14 protein-coding genes are annotated in these 16,936 nt (G+C 33.0%); 9 read left to right on the forward strand and 5 right to left on the reverse strand.

The annotated features are described in order from the left end of the window. Positions 1–221 precede the first annotated feature (221 nt). The 4 genes from ITJ86_RS04750 to ITJ86_RS04765 all read left to right on the forward strand — a co-directional run bounded on the left by ITJ86_RS04750 (position 222) and on the right by ITJ86_RS04765 (position 5,988). The gene (locus ITJ86_RS04750) at positions 222–2,060 is read left to right on the forward strand and encodes a hypothetical protein (protein WP_195870459.1); all 1,839 of its coding nucleotides are present in this window, start codon (positions 222–224) and stop codon (positions 2,058–2,060) included. A gap of 613 nt (positions 2,061–2,673) precedes the next feature. Next, on the forward strand, positions 2,674–4,080 hold the full coding sequence (locus tag ITJ86_RS04755) for an RtcB family protein (protein WP_195870460.1): 1,407 nt from the start codon (positions 2,674–2,676) through the stop codon (positions 4,078–4,080). 112 nt (positions 4,081–4,192) lie between these two features. After that, the gene (locus tag ITJ86_RS04760) at positions 4,193–4,939 is read left to right on the forward strand and encodes a nucleotidyltransferase domain-containing protein (protein WP_195870461.1); all 747 of its coding nucleotides are present in this window, start codon (positions 4,193–4,195) and stop codon (positions 4,937–4,939) included. Continuing rightward, the gene (locus ITJ86_RS04765) at positions 4,936–5,988 is read left to right on the forward strand and encodes a nucleotidyltransferase domain-containing protein (protein ID WP_195870462.1); all 1,053 of its coding nucleotides are present in this window, start codon (positions 4,936–4,938) and stop codon (positions 5,986–5,988) included. The genes ITJ86_RS04760 and ITJ86_RS04765 overlap by 4 nt, the downstream gene beginning before the upstream one ends. Positions 5,989–6,548: 560 nt before the next feature. Here ITJ86_RS04765 and ITJ86_RS04770 read toward each other — a convergent pair. The 3 genes from ITJ86_RS04770 to ITJ86_RS04780 all read right to left on the reverse strand — a co-directional run bounded on the left by ITJ86_RS04770 (position 6,549) and on the right by ITJ86_RS04780 (position 10,367). Further along, entirely contained in the window at positions 6,549–8,447 is a 1,899-nt protein-coding gene (locus ITJ86_RS04770; protein ID WP_195870533.1) for an amidophosphoribosyltransferase, read from the reverse strand. A 94-nt stretch (positions 8,448–8,541) separates the two neighbouring features. Beyond that, a complete protein-coding gene (locus ITJ86_RS04775) occupies positions 8,542–9,468 on the reverse strand; it encodes a PfkB family carbohydrate kinase (RefSeq protein ID WP_195870463.1) in 927 nt (308 codons plus the stop codon). 179 nt (positions 9,469–9,647) lie between these two features. Beyond that, complete coding sequence (locus ITJ86_RS04780) at positions 9,648–10,367, reverse strand: hypothetical protein (RefSeq protein WP_195870464.1); 720 nt, start codon at positions 10,365–10,367, stop codon at positions 9,648–9,650. Between the two features lie 411 nt (positions 10,368–10,778). Between ITJ86_RS04780 and ITJ86_RS04785 the strand changes: the two genes are divergently transcribed. Then, positions 10,779–12,380 carry a T9SS type A sorting domain-containing protein gene (locus ITJ86_RS04785; RefSeq protein WP_195870465.1) on the forward strand — a complete coding sequence of 534 codons (1,602 nt, stop codon included), beginning with the start codon at positions 10,779–10,781 and terminating at the stop codon, positions 12,378–12,380. A gap of 117 nt (positions 12,381–12,497) precedes the next feature. On the opposite strand, the gene ITJ86_RS04790 is transcribed toward ITJ86_RS04785, so the two are convergent. Together ITJ86_RS04790 and purN are read right to left on the reverse strand one after the other, a co-directional pair. Next, positions 12,498–13,139, reverse strand: a complete 642-nt coding sequence (locus tag ITJ86_RS04790) for a ribonuclease H1 domain-containing protein (protein ID WP_195870466.1) — start codon at positions 13,137–13,139, stop codon at positions 12,498–12,500. A 95-nt stretch (positions 13,140–13,234) separates the two neighbouring features. Next, positions 13,235–13,801, reverse strand: coding sequence for a phosphoribosylglycinamide formyltransferase (gene purN / locus ITJ86_RS04795; RefSeq protein ID WP_195870467.1), 567 nt, complete (start codon positions 13,799–13,801; stop codon positions 13,235–13,237). A 276-nt stretch (positions 13,802–14,077) separates the two neighbouring features. On the opposite strand from purN, the gene ITJ86_RS04800 reads away from it, so the two are divergent. The 4 genes from ITJ86_RS04800 to ITJ86_RS04815 all read left to right on the forward strand — a co-directional run bounded on the left by ITJ86_RS04800 (position 14,078) and on the right by ITJ86_RS04815 (position 16,933). Next, entirely contained in the window at positions 14,078–14,311 is a 234-nt protein-coding gene (locus ITJ86_RS04800; protein WP_013750595.1) for an acyl carrier protein, read from the forward strand. Positions 14,312–14,323: 12 nt separating this feature from the next. Next, a complete protein-coding gene (fabF, locus tag ITJ86_RS04805; RefSeq protein WP_195870468.1) occupies positions 14,324–15,574 on the forward strand; it encodes a beta-ketoacyl-ACP synthase II in 1,251 nt (416 codons plus the stop codon). Positions 15,575–15,581: 7 nt separating this feature from the next. Continuing rightward, a complete protein-coding gene (gene rnc / locus ITJ86_RS04810; protein ID WP_195870469.1) occupies positions 15,582–16,322 on the forward strand; it encodes a ribonuclease III in 741 nt (246 codons plus the stop codon). A 131-nt stretch (positions 16,323–16,453) separates the two neighbouring features. Continuing rightward, entirely contained in the window at positions 16,454–16,933 is a 480-nt protein-coding gene (locus ITJ86_RS04815; RefSeq protein ID WP_195870470.1) for an IPExxxVDY family protein, read from the forward strand. Positions 16,934–16,936 lie beyond the last annotated feature (3 nt).

Genomic DNA, 16,936 nt, shown 5'->3' on the forward strand with positions numbered 1-16,936 from the left:
TAAAGCGTTCCTATAATCTGGTTCGATTCCAGAGCTCGAAAGAGCTTGAGGCTAATTTACGCTTCGTCTTAAAAGACAACTAGAGTTCCTATAATTTCCCCTCATCGCTCTTAGGAGCATGATTTATTACTCTTCGTCTTTAAACATAATAGGTAAAAGGTGTTCCTATTCATTGACTGTTAATCAAAACCATACACCTCACTTATTTAAAAATTAATATTATGAACACATTAAAATTATTTAGCGCTGTAGTAGCGAAAACATCAAACGAAAAGCCATACATCTCAGATGAAGGTTACATTATAGCACCAAATGCACTTTGGGCAAAAGACAGAATCATTGCTTTTTTAAAAGCTGAAAAACTAAATGGCAGTGATTTGAATAAAACCTTTCACAAATCATGGAGTAAAATCAAGAATAGCTCTACTTTCGAATTGTGTATAGAACAGATTAATCACTATATGTCAACCTATGGAAGTGATTTTCAGGATGATATTTATATTCCTGAAGAAGTTTTAAGCATTCCAAATGTAAAGCTTAACTATAAAGTTATTAATGCATATTCTGCTGATATAATGAAGCAAAAATGTTTGGCTTTATTAAAATCTGGCATGGCCTTAAAAGAAGATACCGTAGATGAATTAATCATTGTTTTAATAGATGAATTAGGCTATACTTTTACTGGAAAAGAAAATATTAAGAACAAAGAAGCTATTGTAAAATTAGCCGAGTTTTATAATATTTATCCAGAGAATGCTGTTGAGTTTTTTAGATACATAATCTATAGAGCAACTGATACGACTTTGTTAATTAAAAATGATGCGTTAATTGAATTGATTAAGAACAGTTCATACAACCCAACGCAAGCATTTAACAATTTTGGACTAGAAAAACTTGCTGAAATCTTTAACCGATTTAAACCTCTGTTTTTGGCATTCAAAAGCAAGGCACCAAAAACGATTAATAAAATTAGTAAGCTATCTAAAACATATCACAAGCCATTAGTTTCTAATCCGTTAAACGATGTTACAAATACATTACTAACTGATAAAGATGTACACTGGTTAGATAACGCAACACCTTTTGCTTTGTTCAAAGCTTTGTCTGCTTGTTACACAAGAAAACAAGGTCAAGATGCCTTTTTATACAGAATTAGAAACGGTAAATCTTGGGTAAAAACCAATGATGTTTCCACTACAAGTAGTACAAATTTGCTCGCTAACCTTTTAAAGAGAAATAAAACTGGTAAGCACAAAAAAGCAGTTGTAGAAAATAATGTATTCAAGGAAAATTATCAGTTTTTACTTAACTATTTAAAGCAACGTTTTAATTTGTCTGGTAAGTGTTTGTTTTTTCCAGAGGATATTACTTACGCTTTGCCAACATCAGAAAAATTGTATGTAGGTAACATTCCTACTGGTACACGTTTTTATGGTAAAAAGTTAGCGGTTGGTATTTATTGGGAAGATGCCTGGGGAGCGCGCGATTTGGATTTATCTGGTATAAATATTGCTGGTAAAATAGGTTGGAATACAACTTATAACCAACAACAAGGTAACCTAATGTATTCTGGTGATATTACCTCAGCACCAAATGGAGCTGTAGAATATTTATATGCCAATAAAGGATTGAATGTACCTGCTTTGATTCAAAATAATGTATATAACGGAACTGCAGATTGCGGTTACAAAATTGTAATTGGTAAAGGAGCTAATATCTCTAAAGATTACATGATGAACCCAAACAAAGTTTTTGCTGACATTAAATGTGAATCTGTACAGAAGCAAACTATTTTGGGCATGTTAATCCCTAAAAAAGATAAGCAATGTTTTGTATTATTAAATTTTGGCGCAGGTAATACTAGAGTTTCTGGTAATTCTGAAGTATCAACTTTAGCAACCAAAGCCTTGTACCAACAATGGAACGAACCTTTGTCATTTGATAATTTGGTGAGAACTTTAGGTGCTGAGATTACAGATTATAAAGACGAAGCAGATTTTGATTTCTCTTTGGAGAATTTAGAAAAAGATAGTTTTTTAAAACCTTTTATATCAAAGTAGATTTCTGTTTTGGGCGTTACCCTCTTTCGCAAAAGAACTTCAGAGGGTCGCGCTTTCCACTATATCTTTTGCAAAAAGGCAAAAGGATGCCGTTTCTATCGCTAACGCAGAGCAAGGAACATTTAAATACAAGTAAGAGAACAAGAACACAAGGATTGAAAACAAAATAAGTAAAATCTCAAATCCTAAATCAATTCATAGAATTGAACGTCAAGGCGCAGAATAGATGAAGAAAAGCTTCGAAATCAGGAGAACGAAGTTCGACGCGAAGTTTTCAAATCGGTTTCAGTTTGAAAAACTGAAAATTCCTTGGATTGACCGTGATTTTTTGGCTTGGTTTATCCTGAGCGTAGTCGAAGGGTTTTGCATCAAGGCAAAATGAACAAAAATAAAAAAACAATACCTACAAGAATAGATACTGAATCAAGTTCAGCACATGCCTTGCAGGATAAAAAACAACTACGCAAAAACAACGCGTAACAGACTATAATATTTGTAGTGTAATTAAAATGTCATTCTGAGTGTCACACTGAGCGCAGTCGAAGTACAAAGCGAAGAATCTCATTAAAGAAAACTATTAATTAAAAGGTTCCCACTTTCGTGGGAAATGAATATGGAAACAAATAAAAAAATAACAGGTCACGATTTAAAAGCCCTAGGTTACAGACAAGGCAAATGGATGAAAGAAGCCATTGCACATATCAACGAAAACAAACTCGAAGGTAAAGAAATGGAAACCTATTTAGAGCAATTCAAATCGCCAGACCCAATAGCATTACACAACACACCAATTGACTTTTCAATAAATATCAAAGCAGAAAACGAAGAAGAAAAAGACAACGTAGATAAGGTGATTAATTCCATGCAAACCCTAATGAAAACACCAACATTGGTCAATGGCGCCATTATGCCAGATGCTTGTCCAACTGGTCCAGATGGAACAATTCCAGTGGGTGGTGTTGCCGTAGCAAAAAACGCCATTCATCCAGGCATGCATAGTGCAGATATTTGCTGTTCGGTAATGTTAACCGATTTCGGAAAAGCAGACCCAAAGGCTATTTTAGATGCAGCACATACTAATACTCATTTTGGTCCTGGTGGACGCGATAGAGATTCGCAATTCAGATTTCCAAAGGAATTATTAAACGCTTTTGAGTCTAACTATTTCTTGAATGATGGTAACATGATGCAAATCGCAAGGTCACATTTAGGAACGCAAGGCGATGGTAACCATTTCTTGTTTGTTGGTAAATCTAAAAACACAGGAAACACCATGTTAGTGACACATCATGGTTCAAGAGGTCCTGGTGCAAAATTGTATACCAAAGGCATGAAAATAGCAGAACGTTTCAGAAAGGAATTGTCACCAGATACCAAAAAGCAAAATGCGTGGATTCCGTTTGAAACAGAAGAGGGACAAGCGTATTGGGATGCTTTGCAGATTATAAGAGATTGGACAAAAACCAATCATGAAGTATTGCATAATTCCGTGGCAGAAACTTTAGAACTAGAGATTGAAAACCGTTACTGGAACGAGCATAATTTTGTCTTTAAAGATGGTGATTTATTTTACCATGCTAAAGGCGCAACACCTTTAGACCCTAAGTTTATGCCAGACATTACAGGACCAAGATTGATTCCGTTAAATATGTCTGAACCTGTTTTGATTGTTGAAGGTAATACCACCAACACCAATTTAGGGTTTGCACCACATGGCGCAGGTAGAAACGTAAGTAGAACCCAACATAGAAAAAGCAAAACAGGTACAATCATGCAAATCTTTAAAGAAGAAACGCGTGGATTAGATATCCGATTTTTCTCAAAAGAAATTGACATTACTGAGTTGCCATCGGCTTACAAAAATGCCAATACGGTTAGAGCCCAAATGGACGAATTTAACCTAGGAAAAGTCATTGACGAAGTAATGCCTTATGGTTGTATTATGGCTGGAGATTGGCAGAAGAATGCACCGTGGAAAAAACGACGTGAGAAACGTAAAAACTCTAAAAGTAGAAAATAGTAAGACCTCGCAGGTTTTTAAAACATTGCAGGTCTAAAATGTTTAACCTTAGAAAGGAAAAAAGGTGGACTGACTTCGGTTGGTCTGCTTTTTAAAATTATATACTTACAAAATGAAAACTAAAATACTTGAAAAACTCTCTCAAATAGAGAAAGATAAGAACATAGAAATACTATTTGCAGTAGAATCTGGAAGTAGAGCCTGGGGATTTGAATCACCAGATTCAGATTATGATATACGTTTTGTTTATAAGCATAAAAAAGAATGGTATCTCAACCTTTGGGAACAAAAAGATACTATAGAATTTATGAACGAAGATGATTTAGATGGTTCTGGTTGGGAATTTCGTAAAGCCTTAAAGCTGTTAGCAAAATCTAACGCTTCTTTTTTAGGTTGGCTATTTTCGCCTATTGTTTATCGTGCTGATCAAACGTTTTTAAATGAAATAAGAATTTTAGCACAGAACAATTTTAATCCTGTGTCTGGGTTTTATCACTATCATAGTATGAGCAAAGGTTTTGAAGAAACACTTGATACTGAAGAAATGACTTTAAAGAGTTTTTTCTATGCTATAAGAACCGCTTTGTGTGCGAATTGGGTTTATAAAAAAGGAACGATTCCACCAGTATTGTTTACTGACTTATATCCAATAATCGATGCGGAATTTCATTCAATCTTAAACGATTTAATAGTTTTAAAAAGTCTGGAAATTGAAAAAAGTTCTAAACCAGTTGATGCTATTTTAATAAATTTAGTACGAGTTATTATTGCAGAAAACAATAGCGTTAAAAATGACTTGAAAAACAAGAATGCTAATCCTGAAGAGTTTAATGAATTCTTCTTAAAAGAAATAAAATGACAATTGAAGATTTAAAAAAATCAGGATCAATAATTTTTGAAAGTATTAGTGGCAGTAGGGCTTATGGCTTAGATACTGCCACTTCTGATACCGATATCAGAGGCGTGTTTATTTTACCTAAAGAAGAATTCTATTCTTTAAATTATGTTGGGCAAATTAATAACGAAACCAATGATATCGCTTATTATGAGTTAAACAAATTTGTGGAATTGCTTTTAAAAAATAATCCTAATATAATGGAGCTTTTAAATGTTCCTGAAGAATGTGTGCTTTATAAACATCCCATTTTTGATTCCATTAAAAAAGAAGATTTTTTATCAAAACTTTGCAAAAATACATTTGCTAATTATGCTTTTACACAGATAAAAAAGGCAAGAGGCTTAAATAAGAAAATCGTAAATCCTGTGGATAAAGAAAGAAAGTCCGTTGAAGATTTTTGTTATGTTAGAGATGAAAAACAATCCGTTCCTTTTAAGGGTTTTATTACAGATAAGAGCCTAATGCCTCAACATTTTGGACTGGTTAAATTGTCTCATATGAAAGATTGTTATAATCTATTTTATAATGAAAACTTAAATTATAATGGAATTTCTAGACCGAATGCCAATGAAGTTTGCTTAAGTTTGGTACCGAAACCTGAGAAGCCAGTTGCAGTTTTATATTTTAATGTTGATGGCTATTCAACCTATTGCAAAAAATATGCAGAATATTGGAATTGGGTCGAGAAAAGAAATGAAGAGCGTTATAAAAGTAATATTTCGCACAGTAAAAATTACGATGCAAAAAACATGATGCATACGTTTCGTTTGTTACATATGGCTAAAGAAATTGGTTTAACCAATGCGATAAATGTTAGAAGACTAGATAGAGATTTTCTGCTATCGATAAAAAATGCCGAATTTGAATACGATGATTTAGTCCATAAAGCTGAAAAAATGAAATCGGAACTTGATGAGATCTACACTAATTCAAACTTAATTGACCGACCAAATACTGAAAAGGTTAATCAATTGCTTTATAACACTAGAAATCAATTTTATAATCTATAAAAAATGACCTAGCAGGTTTCAAAAACCTTGCAGGTCTAAAATGTTTAACCTTAGAAAGGAAAAAAGGTGGACTGACTTCGGTTGGTCTGCTTTTTTGTTTTGTAAAGAGTATAAAAGAAGCTATTTAGGAAACACTAGAAAATGAAAAAGGATGAACAGACGTTCATCCTTTTTGCCCCAAATCTACCATAAACTTAACCTACTTATGTTATGGTGAGTCAAATATAATAGTACACTATTGTAATTTTAGTATTTTTTGGATAAACGACCTATAAATTAGTCTAAGCGTGGAAAGTGTTGTTTTTATGGAATATTAAGTGTTAAAATAGGCTTTTCGGCAAATTTTAAGGTTTAAAGTAACACTTTAATAAAGGGCATAAAAAAAGGCGAACGAAGTTCACCTTTTTTTGCCCCAAATCTACCATGAACTTAACCTACTTATGTTATGGTGATACCAATGTATATTTAATTTGTTAAAACGAATCAATTATCCGACGAAATGCAATTTAATCCGATTAAGCACTTAATTAATCGGATTAAAGGTGCTGTAAATGTGTGTTTTAGTAGGCGCGTCTATTATTGCCCTCATAAAAATTAATAAAAGCTCTATTGACAACTCTATTACCTCCAGGAGTTGGATAATCTCCAGTAAAGTACCAATCTCCTAAGTTTTTAGGACATGCTTTATGCAAGTTTTCAACAGGTTGAAAAATAATTTTAACTTCAGCATTTATGTTTTCACCACCCAATAACTCTGATATTTTTTCAGAAATTTGTTCATCTGTAAATGGACTATAGATCTCCTTTACATAATTTACAATCTTCTTATCCTTCATCTCGACCTGTGCTACACACTTCTTGTAAATCTCTTCTACAATATGATATTGATTATTATCTTTTAATAATTCTAGAGCAGCTCTGAAAGCAATTAAGGTTTCAAGGTTTGCCATGTCTATACCATAACAATCTATGTAGCGGATTTGAGGAGCCGAAGAAACCACAACAATTTTCTTAGGGTTTAATCGGTCCATCATCTTAATGATACTCTTTTTTAGTGTGGTACCTCTTACAATACTATCATCTATTATAACTAAGTTATCTGTTGGTTTAATAACACCATAAGTAACATCATAAACGTGTGCCACCAAATCGTCTCTACTACTATCTTCAGTAATAAAAGTTCTTAGTTTAACATCTTTAATGGCTATTTTTTCAATTCTGGGACGTTCAGATAAGATTTCTGTTACCTTTTCTGAAGATAGTTTGCCACCGCCATTGAGAATGGATTGTGTTTTCTTTTCGTTGAGATGATCTTCAACGGTTTCAATCATTCCATAAAAGGACGTTTCTGCGGTATTCGGTATATATGAAAACACACTATTTTTAGTGTCGTTATTAATGGCTTCAAGAACTTTAGGCATTAATAAACTACCAAGCATTTTACGTTCTTGGTAAATTTCTGCATCACTTCCACGTGAAAAATAGACACGTTCAAAAGAACACGCTTTTCGTTCTAACGGTTCTAATATCTTTTTAATTTTGGTTTTACCAGATTTTTTGGTGATAATGGCATGTCCAGGTTCTAATTCTTTAACCGCTTCAAAAGGGACATTAAATACCGTTTGAATTACAGGGCGTTCAGAAGCTACAACAACAATTTCATCATCTTTATAATAGTAAGTTGGTCTAATACCAGAAGGATCTCTTAATACAAAAGAATCACCATGACCTAGTAAACCAGCCATAGCATAACCACCATCCCAGTTTTTAGCAGCTCGCTTTAATATTTTACTAACCTTTAGGCGTTCAGCAATTAAAGGTGAACATTCATTTTTATTGTAGCCCTCTTTTTTAAGATCTTTATAAATTTTAGAAACGGCATCATCTAAGAAATGGCCAATTTTTTCCATTACAGTAATGGTATCTGCTTTTTCTTTTGGGTGCTGACCTATTTCAATAAGATTATCAAAAAGTTCATTAACATTAGTCATGTTAAAGTTACCAGCGACGATGAGATTTCTGTGCATCCAATTGTTTTGTCTTAAAAACGGATGAACACTTTCTACACTATTTTTTCCATAGGTACCATAACGCACATGACCTAATAAAACTTCACCAATGTATGGAATTTTACTTTTTTGTAATTCAACATCATTTTGATATTCTGGATGTTTGGTCAACTCATCATTAATACGTTCATTAATTTGAGCAAAAATATCTTGAATAGGTTGTTGCGCTATAGATCGTACTCTACTGATATAGCGTTCACCTGGTTTTACGTCTAATTTAATGCTTGCAAATCCAGCTCCATCCTGTCCACGGTTGTGCTGTTTTTCCATCATTAAATACATTTTGTTAACACCATAAAAAGCACTTCCATACTTTTCTTTATAGTATTCTAATGGTTTTAAAAGTCTAATAAGTGCAATTCCACACTCATGTTTTAACGCATCACTCATGATTAATTTTTCGGCTATTAATTTTTTGTATTCAGAAGGTACTGAAATAAATTCAGCACTAAAGAAAAACGCGCTCAATTTTGAGCGCGTTAGTTTATGTTAATTCGATATCAAATTGAGTTAGACTCTTAAATTGGTCTAATCGTTTGTAAATTTCTTTGTCCGTTAGGTTTTGCATGCGCTCTGTTCCAAATTTTTCAACACAGAAAGAGGCTAGAGTAGAGCCGTAAATAACAGCTGTTTTCATGTTTTCAAAAGAAAAATCTCCTGTTTTTGCTAAATAACCAGCAAATCCACCAGCAAAGGTATCACCTGCACCTGTTGGATCAAATACTTCTTCTAATGGAAGCGCAGGAGCATAGAATACATTACCATTATGAAATAATAATGCTCCGTGTTCTCCTTTTTTAATGACAACATACTTTGGACCCATTTCATGAATCTTTCTTGCTGCAACTACTAAAGAGTATTCACCAGATAGTTGTCTTGCCTCTTCGTCATTAATAGTGATAACATCTACATTTTTAATTACAGAAAGCAAGTCGTCTAATGCGATATCCATCCAAAAATTCATGGTATCTAAAATGGCTAATTTAGGCTTTTTAGACATTTGATCTAACACGCCTTGTTGTACTAGTGGATGTAAATTTCCTAACATAACAACGTCAGAATCTTTGTAGCTATCTGGTACAACCGGATTAAAATGTTCTAATACATTCAGCTCAGTGACTAAAGTGTCACGAGAGTTCATGTCATTATGGTATTTTCCACTCCAGAAGAAGGTTTTTCCTTCGTTTACAATTTCTATACCTTCAATGTCAATATTTCTATTTTTTAAAAGGTCTAAATAGTCTTGAGGAAAATCGCCGCCAACTACAGAAACTGCAGCAGAATCTACATTAAAATTTGAGGCAGATAAACCTATATATGTTGCAGCACCACCAAGGATTTTATCGGTTTTACCAAATGGTGTTTCAATGGCATCAAAGGCTACAGTGCCAACAATTACTAATTTACTCATAGAAGCTGTTTGAATTAAAGTGCAAATTTACGTAAAATATATTCCTTGTGAAACATGAAATTTATCAATTAGTGATTGAGTTTTTATGTCTTAAATAAGATGAAATTAAAAAAGCCACAATTTAAAATTGTAGCCTTTTTAATTATAATTCTAGATTATAATTTAATCTTGATTGTTACTTATAATTTATTTATACCAATATGTAATAAATCACCATTTAGATTGCTAGATCCATTATCAATTAAATATTTAATATTTACATTGTCTCCTGCTGTAAAATGATATTGAAAAGTACCTGATACACCAAAATAATCTTGAGATGTTGATGTTGCAAAACCTCTTGCCATATAACCTATACGCTGGGTACCTATAAAAACAGCAAGAATGTATTTGTTACTTCCGCTTCTTAAATTTCTAACTGAGAAACTACCGTTAATTAAATAACTACCTGTTTTAAGAATTTCAATTTCACCATCTCCTATGACGTTAAAATATTCAGAATCAATTTCTGTAATTTCAGTAGTTCCAAGTGGAAATTGAGTAAAGTTTGCACTTCCATTTGAAGAAGTAATAGAGCCTGATGCTCCATCTAAATTTTTATACATTGTTAAAGAAGGTGTGCCATTTTCTTCTTTAGATAAACGTTTCCAACTTGTTGAACTTAATTCGTAGACCTCAAGACTCTCGGTAGTGGTATTATAAATAGTTAGACCTTCAGCGGGAGATGAAATTAAATCGCGCTCAGCAGTTGTAAGTCTAGGTAATAATAAGCCTTTATCGCTACTTTTTAATTCTAAAATACTAGATGCATCTGGATCTTCTACACCAATACCTACTTGTGAAAAGCTTAGGGTTGTAAAGATTAAAAACAGGCCTAATAGGGTTAAGTTTACTTTCATTATACTATAAAATTATGAGATTTTAGAGACAAATAAACACTAAAATTATTAAGTATCAAATTTTATGCGCAATTATTTACGAATGATACGTTTGAATTTGCGCGTTTAGTTTTGATCTTTTTACATTAATTAGTGTGCTATGATGACGGGGTTACTTTTTTTGTGTTTATGAATTGACATATGCTCAATATGTCGATTTCGGCATAACGTATTAAATATAATGTTTGCAGATGTAACGTAAGTTCGCTTTTAGAGTAAATACGATAAATTATTTTATTAAAACATAAACACCTGACAATAAGGATGTAAGATAGGTTTTAGGTGGTTTGGAAACTTAATTAATTATAATTTCATTTGATTAATTAGAATTATTAACGTTTATTGCATCTTCTCCCTTAAAACTTAACTCACATGAAATACAATTTTTTAGTATTATTTTCAATATTCTATAGCTTAAATATTGACGCTCAAGATTTATCTAGTACTATGACTGTTGCTCCTGGTACGTCTGTTTCAATAAAAGGTGGTACAACATTATCTGCAGCAGAATTAAACCTAAAATCTACATCAGATAGTTTTTCTAGCGTTATGTTAGATGGCACCATTACGCCTTCAACAGTAGTTAATTATGACCGATATGTCAATGTTGTAGGAACTACTGGAGAAAATGGAGGTAATGATTTAATTTCATTACCAGTTAAAACTGCAAGTGTTACTTTTGGTGATTTTTTAAACTATAGTGCAGACTATGGCTCAACTGTCAACTCAGCGTCTATTCCTACAAATGGCTCTGTATATGGGTTTGGTCCTTATAATAATGCGAATCAGTCTTATACTAATTACGCTTCAGCTACTCCGGGTAATGGCGACGTGTTAGAGCGTGCCGTTGGTTATAGAGCAGCTTCTAATTTAGGAGAGACTTTAAGATTTTCAGGTACTATATCTAAAGATACAGAAACTGTAACTATTACGACTACAGATCCAATTATTGCACCAGAGGCAGATGGTAATCCAAAAAACTGGAACTCAGTTGGTAATCCATATCCAACGTATTTAAATTCTTCTTTGTTTTTAGAAGAAAATGAAGATCAATTAGCAGTAGATGCTACAGGTATATATGGTTATAACAGTGGTACACAGTCTGGTACTGGTATTATTGGTAATTTTACAATAATTAATAGATTGGTTAATACAGATCTTAATATAACTCCTGGTCAAGGTTTTTTACTTGCTAATGATTTTACTGAAGCTTCTAATGTAATAAGTTTTACACCTGCAATGCGTGTTTTTAGTGGCTCTGATGATTTTATATTAGGAAGAAGCGATAATGTAAATGAAATGGTAAGACTAAAGGCAGAACATGCTGGCGGTGATTTTGCAACAGAAATATATTTTAATGAGAATTCTACTCGAGGCTTAGATCCTGGTTATGATGCCAGACTTTTTGGAGAGGCTTCTCTTGATTTTTCATTGTACTCACATTTAGTTGAAGATAATGTTGGAACAAGCATGGCGATTCAAAGTTTAGGATCTACAGATCTTAGTTCTGTTCGTATTCCATTAGGTCTTAAAGCATCGCAAGGACAACAAATAACGTTTAGTATTGAGATATCTACTCTGCCAGCAAGTGCAGAAGTTTATCTTGAAGATAATGTTGAAAATACATATACATTATTAAATCAAGGAGATTACACATTTACAGCAGATACTGCAATTAATGGAACTGGAAGATTTTATTTAAATATAGGTACCGAAACGTTATCTCTAATCGATAATGATGTAAATACACTAAGCTTATATGCAGCCAACCATAAGATTTTTGTTAAAGGTGAATTGTTAGCGACAACTCAGGTTAATGTTTATGATAGTTTAGGTCGTGCGGTAATGTCTTCTAATATCTCAGTAGGCTCAGATTCAAACGAAATTAATGCATCGCAATTAACAACAGGTATTTATATTGTTAAATTAAATAATGGTGTGCAAGAACTTACTGAAAAAGTAATTCTTAAATAATATCCATTACATATAATCTTAATGGGCTATTAATTAAATGTTAATTTAATTAATAGCCCATTTTTTTAGATTAAAATTACTAGATAGCCTATTGGTTAACTAACGTGTTGTGATTCGTTATTTCCTGCCAAAATCTGCAGGAATCTCGCCCCAAGCCTTAGTTTCCCACTTTACAATAGTAGTAGAGTAATCGTTTGTTTTTAACCATTGTACAGCACGATCTACTAAGTCGTAAACAGGTTTGTTTTTGGTGTTACGCGGGAGTTTAGAATTACATGATTTTTTGCGTACCCAACTCATAGCTGTTCTAGAATCGGTGTACATAATGCGATCACTTTTATGCTGTTTTAAAAACGCTAACCCATGGACTAAAGCTAAAAATTCACCAATATTATTAGTGCCTTGTTCAAAAGGCCCTTGATGAAAGAGTTGTTTTTTTGTTTTGGTATCTACACCTCTGTATTCCATAATGCCTGGATTTCCGCTTGACGCTGCATCTACAGAAATAGAATTATAATTGGGTTGCCCTATTTTTTTGAGTTCTGTTTCAGAAAGTCCACTGGAAAACGATTTATTTTTTCCTATATAATCAAAATAATTCCCTTTTAATGCTTTTTCGGCTTCATCACGTGTGGGGAATGATTTGTATTGTGCACCTTGATAATCTTTAATTTGAGATTTACAGGCATTCCAAGAGGTATAGACTCCTTTTTTATGACCTTTCCAAACGGTATAATATTTTTTTTTCTTTTTACTCATCTTTAGTTCTCGCGATAACGGGAATCTCTGTTGTTATTCTGAATGAAATAAAGAATCTCAAAACGATGCTTCAAAACATTCAGCACGACATTTGATTAATTTAATAATAACTCATTAACTACGCTCGGAAAATGCTCCATCTCTAACGAATGAATCTTTCCAGCCACATCGTCCGCAGAGTCCGAAGCTAAAACTTCACATTTTGCTTGAAAAATAATCGCTCCTTCATCATAGTTTTCATTCACGTAATGGATTGTAATCCCAGTTTCAGTTTCATTATTCTCAACAACAGCTTGGTGAACATTCATACCGTACATGCCTTTTCCTCCATACTTTGGTAATAGTGCAGGATGAATATTAATGACTTTGTTTTCGAACTCTTTTAATATGAATTCAGGAAACTTCCAAAGAAAACCTGCCAATACAATAAGATCTGGTTGTGATGCCTTTAATAGGTTTAATACATCATCTGACTTTGAAAAGGCAGTCCTGTTAAATGATAATGCGCTAACATTCAATTTTTTACAGCGATCTAAGACTTTGGCATGAGGATTGTTAGTTAAAACCTGAATAACAGACGCAATATCGCTGTTGTAAAAAAACTTAATTAAATTTTCAGCATTAGAGCCACTTCCGGACGCAAAAATTACAACACGTTTCATCAATTAGTTTATATTTTAAATTATTGTTTGATGGAATTCACTAATTTAAAAATCACAGAATGCACTGCAACTTTTGTTTAAGCTCATTTCATTTACAAGTATATTTCTTCTTAAATATTCGAACAAAAAAAAGAATAATAATTAACAATTAGGGTAATTCCAAAATACATTATCTTTTTTTTTACTAAATTACAAACACATTTTAACGGTAAAGATGAATAATCAAATAAAGTTTTTTATTTTTGCCATCTAATTAAAACTTAAAATTAAAAAATTATGTCAGACATTGCATCACGAGTAAAAGCGATTATCGTAGATAAATTAGGTGTTGATGAAAACGAAGTTGTAACTGAAGCAAGCTTCACAAACGATTTAGGAGCGGATTCATTAGATACTGTAGAATTAATCATGGAATTTGAAAAAGAATTCGATATTCAAATACCAGACGATCAAGCTGAGAATATAGCAACAGTTGGTCAAGCGGTTTCTTATATAGAAGAAGCAAAATAATAACTCAATTTTATGGAATTAAAGCGAGTCGTAGTAACGGGTTTAGGTGCACTAACACCTATAGGTAATACCAAAGATGAATATTGGGATGCTCTTATTAATGGAATAAGTGGTGCTGCTCGTGTAACACATTTTGATGCTGAAAAGTTCAAAACGCAATTCGCTTGTGAAATAAAAAACTTTGAGGTTACTGACTTTATTGACAGAAAGTTAGCGCGACAAATGGATAAGTTTTCGCAGTATGCAATGGTGGCTTCTGATGAAGCAATTGCAGACTCAAAACTAGATCTAGACGTTATAAACAAATTAAGAGTGGGTGTAATTTGGGGAGCTGGTATTGGTGGCTTAGAGACATTTCAGGATGAAGTGTTAAACTTTGCTGCTGGTGATGGAACACCTCGATTTAATCCACGCTTTATTCCAAAAATGATTGCTGATATAGCACCAGGAAACATATCTATAAAATATGGTTTTATGGGTCCAAACTATACTACAGTATCTGCATGTGCATCCTCTGCAAATTCAATGATCGATGCCTTAAACACTATTCGTTTAGGGACTTGTGACGTGATTGTAACAGGTGGAAGTGAAGCGGCAGTTACTATTGCTGGTATGGGAGGATTTAATGCTATGCATGCCATGAGTACTCGAAACGAAAGCCCTGAAACAGCTTCTAGACCATTTGATGCTAACCGAGACGGTTTTGTATTGGGAGAAGGAGCAGGTGCAATTGTATTAGAAGAGTATGAGCACGCCAAAGCAAGAGGAGCTAAAATCTACGCAGAAGTTGTAGGTGGAGGTTTGTCTTCAGATGCATATCATATGACAGCGCCACATCCTGATGGTATTGGTGTTGTTGCGGTAATGAAAAATTGTTTAGAAAATGCAGGCTTAAATCCTGAAGATGTAGATCATATTAATACACACGGAACATCAACACCATTGGGTGATGTTGCCGAATTAAAAGCTATATCCGAAGTATTTGGCAGTCATGCTAAAAATATAAATATTAATTCTACAAAATCTATGACAGGTCACTTGTTGGGTGCTGCTGGAGCTATAGAAGCAATTGCGTCTATTTTAGCCATGAAGCATGGTTTAGTACCACCAACAATAAACCATGAAACGGTTGACGAAAACATAGATCCGGAATTAAATTTAACGCTCAATAAAGCTCAGAAACGAGATATTAAAGTCGCTATGAGTAATACCTTTGGATTTGGCGGACACAACGCTTGTGTATTATTTAAAAAATTAGATTAAATCCCGAATGAGCTTCATTCGTAACATATTAAATTCCCGTTCTCAAAAAGACGGGAATTTTTTTTTAAAAATTAAAGATATCATTGGGTTTAAACCCAAGTCTAAGTCTCTTTATATCAATGCGTTTACGCATCGTTCTATGAATATAAAGGACGATAAAGGAAACCCTATTAATTACGAGCGTTTAGAGTTTGTAGGTGACGCTATTCTTGGTTCTGTCATTGCTGCTTATCTATTCGAAAAAGTGCCTCATGGAGACGAGGGCTATCTTACAAAAATGCGTTCTAAAGTGGTAAGTAGAGAGCATCTCAACAAATTAGGTGAAGAATTAGGACTTATTAATTTTGTAGAAAGTAGAATTCCAACGTCTAATTTTGGGAATAACATACACGGTAATCTTTTTGAAGCTTTAGTTGGTGCTATTTATTTAGACAAAGGCTATAGTTGCTGCGAAAAATTTATTTATAAACGTGTTATTAATCCACATGTAGATATTGAATCTTTAGAAGGCAAAGTCATTAGCTATAAGAGCTTATTGATAGAATGGTGCCAGAAAGAAAAAAATACTTTCGATTATGAAGTGTATGAAGATACAGGAAAAGATGAGCTAAAACACTTTTCTGTAAAACTCACTATTAATGACAAAGTGGTATCTAAAGCGCGAGCAACATCTAAGAAAAAGGCTGAAGAAAAAGCATCTAAACGCGCCTTTTTTGCTTTACAAACTCAAATTACTAAACTGGATTAAGTTTCATTCTTCAATAGAAATAAATCAACGCAACTATAACGTTTTCGTAGATTTTAAGTGTTAATCTTAGCATTTTCTTAATTAAATTAAGCGATTAATGTGCTATATTTACCATTCAAAGTTATAATTGTATGGCTTTACACAAACTTCAGGTAGATGATTTCTATGATGATTCCTATAAACTAATTGCGATTCATTGTAGGATAGAAGATTATCGATTGGCTTATTTGCTCAACAAGCATTTAGAGCTTAAGTTAGAACGTAAGGAACAAGATATCGATTTTAAGTATTTAGAATCTTCATACAGTATTTTTGAATGGGATAATGAAACGGAATATGTGTTATGGAATTTAATTTCTAACATATGTAAAAAAGAAGAGGATAGTTTAAGTAGTACAGGAACGTTATTTAGCGCTTCTGAAAAAGTGCTTAAAACATTCCATTTAATTTCCGAATATAAAAAGGTTGATTATTTCATTAAAATTTCTGACGAAATACAGAATGTAGATGAAAAAATGATCTTAAATAAGTTACAAGCCATTCCGCAAATTATAACAAGTTATACGGTAGATCCGTTAAAAATAAAATCGAAAGACCATTTAATATTTTAGATT

It is taken from the genome of Winogradskyella marina (assembly GCF_015645385.1).
GTDB classification, from domain to species: Bacteria; Bacteroidota; Bacteroidia; order Flavobacteriales; family Flavobacteriaceae; genus Winogradskyella; species Winogradskyella marina.